General features: G+C 49.6%; 9 protein-coding genes. 8 read left to right on the forward strand and 1 reads right to left on the reverse strand.

The annotated features are described in order from the left end of the window. Positions 1 to 221 precede the first annotated feature (221 nt). The 3 genes from sigX (at position 222) to ACFO4L_RS06320 (ending at position 4,480) form a co-directional block, all read left to right on the forward strand. On the forward strand, positions 222 to 770 hold the full coding sequence (gene sigX, locus ACFO4L_RS06310) for an RNA polymerase sigma factor SigX (RefSeq protein ID WP_377908847.1): 549 nt from the start codon (positions 222 to 224) through the stop codon (positions 768 to 770). Then, on the forward strand, positions 767 to 2,299 hold the full coding sequence (locus tag ACFO4L_RS06315) for a hypothetical protein (RefSeq protein ID WP_377908848.1): 1,533 nt from the start codon (positions 767 to 769) through the stop codon (positions 2,297 to 2,299). Before sigX ends, ACFO4L_RS06315 begins: the two co-directional genes overlap by 4 nt. Before the next feature lie 438 nt (positions 2,300 to 2,737). Beyond that, positions 2,738 to 4,480, forward strand: coding sequence for an ABC transporter ATP-binding protein (locus tag ACFO4L_RS06320; protein WP_377908849.1), 1,743 nt, complete (start codon positions 2,738 to 2,740; stop codon positions 4,478 to 4,480). On the opposite strand, the gene ACFO4L_RS06325 is transcribed toward ACFO4L_RS06320, so the two are convergent. Continuing rightward, positions 4,453 to 5,832, reverse strand: coding sequence for a sigma-54 interaction domain-containing protein (locus ACFO4L_RS06325; RefSeq protein WP_377908850.1), 1,380 nt, complete (start codon positions 5,830 to 5,832; stop codon positions 4,453 to 4,455). The genes ACFO4L_RS06320 and ACFO4L_RS06325 overlap by 28 nt on opposite strands. A gap of 298 nt (positions 5,833 to 6,130) precedes the next feature. Between ACFO4L_RS06325 and ACFO4L_RS06330 the strand changes: the two genes are divergently transcribed. From ACFO4L_RS06330 to ACFO4L_RS06350, 5 genes are all read left to right on the forward strand, one after another. Further along, positions 6,131 to 7,036 carry a proline dehydrogenase family protein gene (locus tag ACFO4L_RS06330; RefSeq protein WP_377908851.1) on the forward strand — a complete coding sequence of 302 codons (906 nt, stop codon included), beginning with the start codon at positions 6,131 to 6,133 and terminating at the stop codon, positions 7,034 to 7,036. 151 nt (positions 7,037 to 7,187) lie between these two features. After that, positions 7,188 to 8,057 carry an arginase gene (gene rocF / locus ACFO4L_RS06335; RefSeq protein ID WP_377908864.1) on the forward strand — a complete coding sequence of 290 codons (870 nt, stop codon included), beginning with the start codon at positions 7,188 to 7,190 and terminating at the stop codon, positions 8,055 to 8,057. Positions 8,058 to 8,349: 292 nt separating this feature from the next. Then, positions 8,350 to 9,408, forward strand: a complete 1,059-nt coding sequence (locus ACFO4L_RS06340; RefSeq protein WP_377908852.1) for an ABC transporter ATP-binding protein — start codon at positions 8,350 to 8,352, stop codon at positions 9,406 to 9,408. A gap of 186 nt (positions 9,409 to 9,594) precedes the next feature. Then, the gene (locus ACFO4L_RS06345) at positions 9,595 to 10,743 is read left to right on the forward strand and encodes an extracellular solute-binding protein (protein ID WP_377908853.1); all 1,149 of its coding nucleotides are present in this window, start codon (positions 9,595 to 9,597) and stop codon (positions 10,741 to 10,743) included. Positions 10,744 to 10,901: 158 nt separating this feature from the next. Continuing rightward, entirely contained in the window at positions 10,902 to 12,548 is a 1,647-nt protein-coding gene (locus ACFO4L_RS06350) for an ABC transporter permease (RefSeq protein WP_377908854.1), read from the forward strand. The last annotated feature ends 132 nt before the right edge of the window (positions 12,549 to 12,680 follow it).

Here is a 12,680-nt window from a genome sequence, read left to right on the forward strand (position 1 = left end):
TCCGGAATTATTCCCGGCACCGAGCTGGTATCTGATACAATAAGCATGTGAAACGTATGGAGATTGTTTCACATACAAATGACAGGCCGGAATGTCGACTGTCGTGAATCGGGTTTCTTCATAATGAGAAAGATCCCGTAAACGCATACATAAATTCGTAAACAGGTTGTAACACTATCAGCGCGTAAGCGACTAACTAGATGACACAGGGAGGGAATATTGTGAGGGAGGAGTTTGAACGGCTTTACACGACCTACCACCAGCAATTATTCCAGTATTTATTTTACTTGGTCCGAAGCCGGGAAACGGCCGAAGAACTGGTTCAGGAAGTTTATATTAAAGTACTGCATTCCTTTGAAACGTTTGAGGGCAAAAGCAGTGAGAAAACATGGCTCTACTCCATCGCAAAGCATGTTGCGATTGACTGGATACGCAGACAATCCCGAAAAAAGCGCAAATTCGAAGGCAAGGAATACGAATGGAGCGAACGGGAGTTTGAAATCGAGGACAAGCAGCCGCTCCCTGATCAAATTGTTGAGCAGCAGGAAGAGATTCAGCAGGTGTATCAGATGCTTGAAAAATGTACAAAGGATCAACAGCAGGTGATCGTTCTCCGCTACGTGCAATCCCTGTCGATCGCCGAGAGTGCAGAAATTCTTGGATGGTCGGAAAGCAAGGTGAAAACGACGCAGCATCGAGCGATCAAAGCACTGCAGAAGCATTTGAAGGCACATGAAGATGTACAGGATGGAAAGGAGGAAATGCAGTGAGCAGAAGGAAATGGTCAGAGGATGATATTGAAAAAACACTGACAAAGCTTCCGAAGATTGAAGACCGGCGCTCCAAGGACGAGCTGTTCCAGGCGGTAGAAAAGCAGCGCGGCGGAAGAATGCCGTCCAGGATGGAGCAGCGGAAGCGGCAGTGGTTTTTTCCGGCCATGGCTTCGGCAGCCGCCGTTCTTCTCGTAGTTCTCATGATCCCTTCATTCATGAACAGCGGCATGTTCATGAGCGGAGACGATATGAACTCCGCTGAACAGAACAACATGTCGACCATGAGTGAATCGGATCTGCAAACCAACTCAGAAGAACAGGCTGCAGATGACGAGAGCACCAATGATGCAGGCAACGACTCTTCCAATACAAGCTCCCCGAACGATGGAGCAGAGGAAGAGAGCGCTGACATACAGGTGAACGAGGAAGAGGAAGCTGCGGACAATGAACCGGTGAACACGTCTCCGGGAGAGGCAGATCTAAGCGGCAATATTTTAAATAATGAGGAAAATAACGGGAACGGCATGCAGGAAGCACAGATCGATTACACGTATGAAGAAGAAAGCACAACCTATGTAACAGCAGCGTTGGAAGAAGAGGATGGCTCACTGGTCACGCTTACCCCTGAGAGCGGTTCAGGTCTCACAAAAGCAGAGGCTGTGACAGAAGCGTTGGCAGCCAGCGATCCGACAGAAGAAGATGGTGTTTTCAGCATGCTGGAGTCCATTGAACTTCATCAGCCGGAAGAGGGGGCGGTCAGCCTTTATTTTGAGGAGGGAACCGATTTCTCCAGCCTGTCAAGCGCCCAGACAGACTACGCGCTTGAAGTGCTGCAGGAAGTCCTGTCTATTCATCAAATTAACCAGGTATACTTCTTCGAAGGAGAAGACCCGCTGGAATTTGGTCCAGTTGGTGAGACAAATGTAGGTCTCTCCCTTATGAATCGTGGATTTTACCAGGTTGACGGCAATCTCGTCAGTGCCCGGCAGGCAGGAGCTCCGATGACCAATGGAGCAGGAGAACCGTTGACGTTTGATGAAACAGTCGAGGAGATGGCGAACTCAGAAGATGAGAGCTTTTCATCGGTTGTGCCAGAGGAAGTGGAGATCAGCGACATTCGTTATGAAGATGAAACGGCGTTTGTATTTTTTAGTGACGACGGCGCATCGGAAGAAGAATTCGAGCTGTTTCAGCAGGCTGTTGAATTGACTGCGAAATATTTTACACTCGACACGATGCAGTTGGTGAATAATGAAGAAGAAGAAGTGACAGTGATTCCGCTGCAGCTGCCGGAGGCAAGCAGCGAAGAACAGCAGGCGAATGATTCGGACAATGAACTTTCCGAAAACGATGAAACAGGAAATGAAGAAGAGTCTGACGATCCGGCAAACACTGAAGAAAATGGTAGTGAGAACATCAACACCAACAGCAATGAAGAAGATGATGAAGAAACGACCACCGGCAATGAAGAAAATGAGAATGAAAACGAAGAGGAAGACGAGAACGAGAATAACGACAACGCTTAGCTGGTAAGCCGCCCAAATCGGGTGGCTTTTTCAGGTGGTTGACAACGTCATTCGGATTTAACCGTTTAGTCATTTCTATGCATTCTTTCTTCCCTTATCCAGCCAGCTATGGGCCGGCCTTCAGCTCCTTTTCAGTGTGACCCCTTTCTGCAGGGAGAATGGCACGAGAGGAGGGCGCGGCTTCACTCGGACACAGGCTTCTCACGAGAAGCCTTCAAGAACTAGTCCGGCTCCGCTCGCGCTTGTCATGCCGTTCAAGTTCGAACGGCTATGAGGCTTCACCCGAGCAACGTTCCAAACGGCATTGAATCTATTACTGCGATATGCATCGGCTGTTCCGGCGATTGCAGGGCCGGATCAGCTGGATGTGAATTCGGACAGATCAGAACGGGAACGTTATAATAGAGGCAGAATGGAAGCAGACAGGGAGTGGCACAAATGCCGGAGCAAAAGCGATTTACGTGGCGCGAATTTTATGACTTAATACGAATGACAAAGCCGCCGGTATGGATTTTGGCTGCTGCGCTGATCCTGAGCTTATTTGAAACCGCGGTCGGTCTTCTCATCCCACTGTTTACGCAGCAAATTGTCGATTCAGTGACCGCAGGCGGACTGGAAACGGGGACAATCGTGCTGTTTTTGAGTTTATTTCTGCTTCAGGCTGTGGGGACCGGAGTATCGATGTACCTGCTCACCTATACAGGTGAACACATTGTGCGGGAGCTGCGAAGCCGTATCTGGCGGCATATTCTCCGCCTGCCCGTATCTTATTTTGATCACGTACAGAGCGGGGAGACGGTCAGCCGTTTGATTAATGATACCGGGATTGTGAAAGGTCTGATTACGAGACACCTTGTATCAGCGGTCACAGGGGTGCTCTCCATGACAGGAGCCGTCATGATTCTGCTTTGGCTGGACTGGCAGATGACGCTGGTTATGCTGACAGCTGTGCCGGTGATGCTGTTTATTATTATTCCGCTCGGCAGGAAAATGTACCGGATTTCCAAATCACTTCAGCAGGAGATGGCCTCTTATACGGCTGTGCTCAGCACCGTCCTTTCTGAAATAAGGCTTGTAAAGATGTATACAGCTGAAAAACACGAAAGACAGCGTGGGGAATCGCGCACGAAAGAGCTGTTTCGCTACGGGTTAAAGGAAGCAAAAGTGCTGGCAGTTCTGCATCCGCTCATGACGCTCGCTATGATGTTGATGCTAGTGTTTATCATCGGCTTCGGAGGAGTGAGAGTGGCAGCTGGAGCGCTTACGGCCGGTGAATTGGTCGCGTTTATTTTATACTTATTTATGATCATTGTGCCTGTCAGCCAGTTCTCATCATTTTTTGCCGAGCTGCAAAAAGCAGCTGGAGCGACAGAGCGGATCCGCGGTCTTTTGGATGAGACTGAAGAGCCGGAGTCAGCTGAGCGCCAGCCTCCGACTGTCCTGCAGCCGCTGACGATGGAGCAAGTATCCTTTTCCTACGAACAGGATCAGGTATTAACCGATGTTTCTTTTGAGGTTCCGGCAGGCAGTGTGACAGCAGTGGTAGGACCGAGCGGGGCTGGAAAGACGACGCTGTTTTCCTTAATTGAACGGTTTTACGAGCCCGGCGCGGGTTCGATTCGCTACGGAACCGACCCGGTTGCTTCGTACCCGCTCCGGTTATGGAGACGCAAGATCGGTTACGTATCGCAGGAAAGTCCGCTGCTGGCTGGAACTGTGCGTCAAAACCTGATGTATGGTCTATCAGAAGAACCGCCGGAGTATCGTTTTTGGGATGTGCTTGAAGCAGCGAATGCCTCGTCTTTCGTACAGGAGCTTCCCAATAAGCTCGATACAGAAGTAGGAGAGAGGGGAATCCGTTTGTCAGGGGGACAAAAGCAGCGAATTGCGATTGCCCGAGCCCTGCTGCGCGATCCGGAAGTACTGCTGCTGGACGAAGCCACTGCGAGCCTGGACAGCCAGTCGGAAAAGCAAGTGCAGGAAGCGCTTGATATTCTGATGAATGGCAGAACGACGATCATCATTGCACATCGTTTCTCAACAATCGCAGGAGCGGATCAAATCATTGTGATGGAAAACGGGCGGGTAACAGGGAGAGGGAGCCACCGGACGCTGTACGACAGCCACTCTCTGTACCGAAAGCTTGCGGACCATCAGCTGTCCGCTGTATCAGAACGATAAATCTGCAGCTTTTTCAGCCGGTATTGCAGACTTTGTCTACTCATGCCAAGTATATTTGCAGCGCGGGTGACATTTCCATTCGTGCGGCGGAGTGTTTCTTTTAAATAGGTGCGCTCGCTGTCTTCAAGGTGCTCCTTCAGCGGCTTTTGTTCGAAAGCAGCCGGCTCTGAAGCGCGGATATCTTCCTTCAGCATTCGCAGCCTCATGTGGCCAGGCAGGTGATGTGGCTCGATGCTGCCTGCATGATGAATAATATTCATGGCACCTTCGATGACATGCTCGAGCTCACGTACATTGCCCGGCCACTCATAGTCGTTGAAAAGAGCTTCTGTTTCCTTTGAAAGGCCGGCGACGTTCAGCTGAAACCGCTCGTTAAACAGCGATATAAAGAAATTGCTTAAAAGCGGAATGTCCCGTGGCCGTTCCCGGAGCGGCGGAACCGCTAAGGAAACAACGCTCAGCCGGTAATACAAATCAGGCCTGAGCCGGCCCTGCTGCATGGCAGTAAGGGGGTCTTCATTTAAAACAGCAATAATCCGCACGTCGACTGGGACATCTTTCGTACCGCCAAGCCTGCGCACGGTTTTTTCCTGAATGACACGCAGAAGCTTTGCCTGCATCGGTGTCGATAAGGAATTGACCTCATCCAGGAGCAGTGTACCGCCTGCTGCCTGCTCGAACAAGCCTGTTTGTCCGGATGCACCTGTAAACGCGCCTTTCACCGATCCGAACAAAATGCCTTCTATCAGTGATTCCGGCAGGGCAGCGCAGTTTTGAGCGATAAATGGACCGGCTGCCCGAGGACTTTCCGAGTGGATGCTTTGGGCGAAAAGCTCTTTCCCGGTGCCTGTTTCTCCATACAGCAGCACTGCCGAAGCAGTGCGCGACGCCTGTCTGGCCCGCTGTACCGTTTCCTTTAATTGAATACTTTCTCCAACAATCCGCTCAAATGTAAAACGCAGATTATCCTGCCGTTTCCGGCGGGTCATTCTCTCCAGCTTTGTGATATCCTCTGCAATTTCAACTGCACCAGCCCGCACACCGTCAACCTCAATTGGAAAAATATCGTTAACCGTCGTAATTTCCTTTCCTTTAAAAGTGAAGTAGGTTTGTCTCTCGCTGCGGAAAGAGCGGCCGTGCTTTAAAGCTTGGAGCAGTCGGCTGTCTTCCTCGGATGCAAAGAGAAAGATATCCATTATATTTTTGCGGAGCACTTCGTCTTTGTCCATTCCTTCAATTTGGGACATTTTTTCATTGTAGATCAGCGATTGGCCATTACGGTCTACAATGTGTATTCCTGCATCAAGCTTGTCGATCAGTTGTTTGTAAACAGCCGGCATTTCAGGCAGCATCGTCATTCCTCCATTAGTGAACGCTTCCTCCTCATCTTATAAGGCAACAGCGCTTGAATGCAAAAATAATTTTCGTAGAGGTGCAAATTATAATGGCACCGCAAAATAAATGAAGCGTGGTTTCGTTGAAAAGGCTTACAGGTCAAGTGTTTTATTATTGGCATTGTTTTTGCATTACTGAAACAGTGCGGCGGTCAATGGTTGAAAAGCCGAAGCAGCGGGAAAAGAAATGTACTGGCATTTGTCCAGCAGCGCATGTCCTGCCGTACCAACGAGAAGAAAGGGGATGACCTTCCTGATGATTACACGTAATATTTTTCTTTTTCTGGCCCAGAATGATTTTGTGAAAAACCGGGCAGAAAAATGGGGACCTAAATTCGGAGCGAAATCCGTTATAGCTGGAGAAACGATTGATGAGGCAATGGAAACAGCCCGAAAACTAAATGAAAAAGGATTGTCCGTCACAGTGGATCATCTTGGCGAATTTGTCTACAACAAAGACGAAGCAATGGATGCTGCTGATTACTGCGTGCGGACACTAAACGCAATGGCAGAAGCAGGGGTCGACTGTAATCTTTCTTTGAAGCTGACGCAGCTGGGACTTGATATTGATAAAGAACTTTGCTTATCAAACATGCGGACCATTTTGGACACGGCGAAACAGCATCAAAATTTTGTGCGGATTGACATGGAAGACTATTCACACCTGGATCCGACGCTGGAGGTGCTTCAGGAGCTCCGCCGCGACTATGATAATGTCGGGACTGCTATACAGGCCTACTTATTCCGTTCTGAAAAAGACATTGACGATCTGAAGGGGATGAACCTTCGACTGATTAAAGGGGCGTATAATGAGCCGCCTGAAGTGGCGTATCAAAAAGCAGAAGACGTATATGCCAATTACATGAACATTATTAAGCGCCATATGCTGAATGGAAGCTATGCAGCAGTCGCTACGCATGACCATAATATCATTGCAGAAGTAAAGCAGTTTGCGGAAGAGAACAATATCAGCCGGGATCGATTTGAATTCCAGATGCTCTACGGCTTCCGGACTGAGATGCAGGAGCAGATTGCTGCTGAAGGATACAAAATGCGCGTGTACGTGCCGTTCGGCAACGACTGGTACGGATATTTCATGCGCCGTCTTGCTGAACGCCCGCAAAACATCACGTTTGCCGTGCGCGGCCTGCTCTCCAAATAAACGAATAAGAGGAGCCGCTTCCCGAAGCGGCTCCTCTCCTCTGCCGCCTTCCAGAGCTGCACGACACATAACCGCTGCCTTGCAGCATAAAATACATCATCAAATGGAGTGAATTGAATTGAAGCAAAAAATTACAATTGTTGGAGTACCGATGGACTTAGGACAAATGCGCCGCGGCGTGGATATGGGACCGAGTGTTATCCGTTATGCAGGCGTGGTGGAACGCCTTGAATCACTTGGATATGAAGTGGAAGACCGGGGAGATATTCAAATCGGCCGTCCTTCCCGTCTTGACGTTAAAAACGATCAGAACTTGAAGGACTTGGACGTTGTCGTAAAAGCGAATCAAATGCTCGCAGATGAAGTGATGGATATCGTTTCTGAAGGGGCATTTCCCCTGATTTTAGGAGGCGATCACAGCATTGCCATCGGCTCACTTGCCGGCACAGCGAAGGATAAAGAGAACCTCGGAGTTATCTGGTACGATGCCCACGGCGATCTGAACACCGGCGAAACCTCGCCCTCCGGCAACATTCACGGTATGCCGCTTGCCGCGAGCATCGGGCTCGGTCACGAGAACCTGACCTCAATCGGGGGATTCAGCCCGAAGGTAAAGCCGGAAAATATCGTCATTATCGGTGCCCGTTCTCTCGATGAAGGCGAGAGAGTGCTGATCAAGGAACGTGGCATCCATGTGTATACGATGCACGAAATTGACCGTCTCGGCATGTCAAAGGTCATGGAAGAAGCGACAGACATAGTTACGAAGAATACAGACGGTGTGCATCTGAGCCTGGACCTTGATGCGCTTGATCCAAACGATGCACCAGGTGTCGGCACGCCGGTGATCGGTGGACCTACATACCGGGAGACGCATCTTGCAATGGAAATTCTTGCAGAAAAAAACATCATTACATCTGCTGAGTTTGTTGAAGTTAACCCGATTCTGGATGTGAAAAATCAGACAGCAGAAGCTGCAGTCGCGTTGATTGGCTCTCTCTTTGGAGAAAAGCTTCTCTAAACCTATACAGAATACAACGGGACTGATCCGGGAGGCTGCGCTGACGTGCAGCCTCCCATTTTGCAGACAAGAATAAACCGGGAATGAGAATGAAGCAGACACCGTCAGAAAGTTGTGAACAGTTTGAGACAACTGCCGCTGCAGGTTGACCGGGAAAATTGAGGTGTGCTATACTTCAGTAGAAATGAAAATCATTCTCAATTAGATTATAATGATTCTAAATAAGCAAGATAGACAGGTCGTCGGCGTGCTTCGGAAATTCTGCAACTGAGAGCGTACAGGGGGAAATGGCATGAGCTTTATTCAGCTTGATAACATCACGAAATCATTTTCAACTACCGGGCGTCCGGCAGTAGATGGTCTCAGCCTGAAAATTAAAGAAGGCGAGATTGTATCTCTGCTTGGGCCGAGCGGATGTGGTAAGACGACTACATTGCGTATGATCGCTGGGTTCGAGAATCCGACATCCGGAACGATTCGAATCGATGGCGCCTCGATTGTGTCAGAATCTAATTCACTCCCGCCGGAAAAGCGCGGAATTGGCATGGTATTTCAGGATTATGCGCTTTTCCCTCATATGACGATTGCTAAAAATGTCATGTTCGGACTCAATAAGTGGAAGAGCCGTGAGAAGAAAAAGCGTGTGAAGGAAGTACTGGATCTTGTTGGACTGGAAGAGTACGCAGATCGATTCCCATCGCAGCTATCAGGCGGTCAGCAGCAGCGCGTGGCTCTCGCCAGGGCACTGGCGCCAAAACCGCACGTTGTTCTGATGGACGAGCCGTTCAGTAATCTGGATGCCGGACTTCGGGAAAAGATGCGGTTTGATGTTACGAATATTCTGCGCAGAGCGAATACGACAGCGATTATAGTGACGCATGATCAGAAGGACGCATTTGCCGTTTCTGACCGTGTCGTTGTCATGAACGAAGGCGTGATTCAGCAGATTGCAGCGCCGAAGGAAATGTACCGCTGTCCGAAAAACTGTTTCGTCGCCCAGTTCGTAGGAAAAACGAATTTGCTGACCGGCAGAATGGATCAGGATCTGAAAAGCATTCATACCCATATCGGCCGCGTCTCACTTCCGGAAGAGTCGCAGGAGCAGCTGGAAAAAGTAACGCTTTCCATCCGTCCAGAGGGATGTATGCTGTCTGAACAAGGCGCCTACTGTGGTCGCGTTGACAGAGTTACGTACGGCGGTGAATATCAGGAGCTGCACGTCCGGCTGCATCGGGAGCAGGATTTGACAGCGGCACCGATGATTATCTATGCGCCGGTTGAACAGGATGTAGAAGTCGGAACGCTTGTTTCTTTTGATATTAAGCCGGAGCTGGTTGCGCTGGTTGAGTAGATAAGAAGAGAAAACGTCGCAGCTGCGGCGTTTTTTTATTGGCTTTGTTAAAGGGCGACAATCTTTTTAACAATGTACAACAATTAAACAAAAACTCATTGACAATGATTCTCATTGTCGGTAAAATGAGAACTGAAATAAATGATAATCATTTTCAATTAAGCATTGAAGGAGTGGAAGGTGTTTATGAAGGTTCATTACAAGGTGTTAACAATTTCTCTGTTATCTGCTGGACTGCTTGCAGCGTGCGGCGCAGAGAATGAAGGTAATAACGGGAACGAAGGAAACGACGAAGCTGCTAACAATCATGCAGCTGAGAATAACGAGACTGCTGACGACGAAGCAAATGAAGCAGGTGATGAGGAAGCTGCTGAAGAGCTGGACGGCGAACTGGTCGTATATTCCTCCCGAAATGAAATCTTCGTAGACGCGCTTCTTGATAAATTTGAAGAAGAAACCGGTGTTGAAGTGCTTGCGCTTCACGAAGTAGAGCCGCTTCAGCTTCAGGAAGAGGCAGGCAATGTACAGGCAGATATCTTTATATCCAACGATGTTGGAGCGATGGAATACTTAAACCAGCAGGATCTGCTGGCACCGTCTGAGCCGGAAAATGTCGACACGATTGATGAACAGTTTCGTGCGGAGAACAACGAGTGGGTTGCCCTTTCGACACGTGCCCGCGGGTTTATTTATAACAAAGATATGATTGAAGAAGAGGATGTGCCACAGCGTATGGAGGATCTGCTGGATGACTCCTATGCTGATGTAGAAGGCGGCTATGCGATCACGCGCGGCGGAAACGGCGGCATGATCGGGAACGTTTCTGCCCTTCGCTACGAGTGGGGCGATGAGGACACACAGGAATGGATCGAGTCTATTCAGGAAAATGCCGCTGGTATTTTTGAAGGGCACGGCGATATCCGCCGCGCGGTTGGAGAAGGAACTCACGCGTTTGGCCTTGTCAACAACTACTACTACCATCAGCAGCTGGAAGAGCCACAAGATAACAACGTTGGCTTTGTCTATGCAGACCAGGGTGACGACGAGATGGGCGCTATCGTGAACGCTGCCGGAGCTGGAATGGTAGCAGGCGGACCGAATCAGGAAAATGCAGAAGCGTTTATGGATTGGGTGCTTGAAGAAGAAAATCAGCTGGCGTTTGTCGGTGAATCATTGGAAGTACCAATCAATCCAGAGCTGGAACCTCCATTTGAAGAAGCGGTCCCATTCTCTGAGCTGCACGTTCAGGATATGCCGCTGCGAGAGCTTGGCGACTACTTTGAAGATACCCGTCAGCTCATTGAAGACGCTGGACTCGATCTCGAGCTTCGCTGATTTCAAGCGTCAAACTGAACCGCGTTTCGGAGGTTTTTACTTCCGGAGCGCGGTTTTTTCTGTCGGTGAGCAGACGGTTTGTGTGGCAGAACACGCGTAATTATGATTGAATAGAGAAGGAGAAAAAGTCAGGTAAACGAAGTCAGGAGAATGTTTGTATGTCGAATCATACTGAGGAGAGCGGGGTAAACAGTAGGCTGACTGCCTTGCAGAAACTGCAGCGTCAGTGGCGCCATATGTGGAATGGGAATCCGCCGGGTTTTGTGCTGCTGTTGATCGGAACTATCACGGGTCTGCTCATGTCCGTTCCTCTTGTATATGTGATTGTCCGGTCTCTTTCCGCAGGGGCAGACAGCTGGGCCCGTCTCATCGGGGGGCGTATACCGGGCCTCCTTTGGAACACGCTTTCTCTGACCGTAGCTGTTACCGTGATGGCGGTCGTAATCGGTGTGTCGCTCGCCTGGATCGTGATTCGTACAGACGTGCCGGGCCGAAAAGTCTGGCAGTGGCTGCTCGCGATTCCACTCGTGATCCCACCTTATGTAGGAGCTGTAACATACATTATTGTATTCGGTCCAAGCGGCTGGATGCGCGATTTTTGGAACGACAGCTTTTTGTCTGTATTAGGGACGTATTCGCTGAATGTTTATTCATTCTGGGGCGTGTTTTTCGTGATGACGATGTTCACGTACCCGTACGTGTTTCTTATAGCAAGCGCGTCTCTGCGAAAAATGAACCGGAATTTTGAAGAGGTCGCGCGTTCACAGGGGATGACCACCTCCCAAGTGTTCTGGAAGGTGAATTTGCCTCTGCTGCGTCCGGCTATCGGCGCAGGAGCAATTCTGATTTCACTGTATGTACTTTCCGATTTTGGTGCCATTGCCATGATGCGCTACGTTACATTCACAGCTGCCATTTATTATCAGAGAGCAGGCTTTGATATTCCATCTGCGGCTGTGCTTAGCCTGGTACTGATCGTACTTACGGTGATCATCCTTTGGCTGGAAGCATTTTCACGGAGACGAAACAAGTTCTATCAAACTTCAAACACGTATCGTCCGCCAGAAATTTTGAAGCTCGGCCGGTGGAAGCCATTCGCTTTTCTGTACGTTATCTTTATTTTTTCACTTGCTGTGCTGATGCCGATTTATGTGCTCGTGCACTGGACAGTTGTCGGTGCGGGGGCAGGTGTCATTGATGCCAGCTTCTTTGAATATGCGTTGAACAGTGTGCAGGTTTCCGGGTTGGCGGCCCTCCTTTGCATGGTGTTGGCTCTGCCGCTGATCTATTTGAAATCTAGACACCCTTCCGTCATCTCGTCCGGAATTGACAAACTCAGCTATACAGGCTACGCCTTGCCGGGGGTAATTGTGGCGCTCGGTATGGTGTTTGTGTTTAACAACCATCTTCCGGCTTTGTATAATACGTTCTATATGATCGCGATCGCTTTCGTCGTCCGCTTTCTGCCGCAGGCGATGCAGGCTGGGGAGGCTTCCTTGTCGCTTGTATCACCCAGAATGGACGAAGCTGCCAGAAGCCTCGGCTATCCTGCTTGGAAGGTTATGTTGAAGGTCACGCTTCCTTCCATTCTTCCGGGGATTCTTGCGGGTGGAGCGCTCGTGTTCGTAAGTTCAATCAAAGAGCTTCCGGCAACGCTGATGCTTCGGCCTCCAGGATTTGATACGCTTGCTGTGCGTGTTTACTACGAGGCATCAGAAGCGCTTTATGCGCAAGCCGCGCCGGGCGCGCTCCTCATTGTTCTCGTTTCGATTCTGCCGCTGCACTACCTGCTGAAGCGGTATTAAAAAGATACGCGTGAGACCCAGACTTCGGTCTGGGTCTTTTCAAAGTGTGGATAAAGTCATTTTAAGTGAATAACGTTGCACCTGCCTGCATCTACGGACACTCGCTTTCCGGAGGGAACGGCCTCAGCTAAC

Origin of the sequence: Bacillus daqingensis, assembly GCF_042654445.1 — a bacterium.
Classification (GTDB): Bacteria; Bacillota; Bacilli; order Bacillales; family Salisediminibacteriaceae; genus Alkalicoccus; species Alkalicoccus luteus.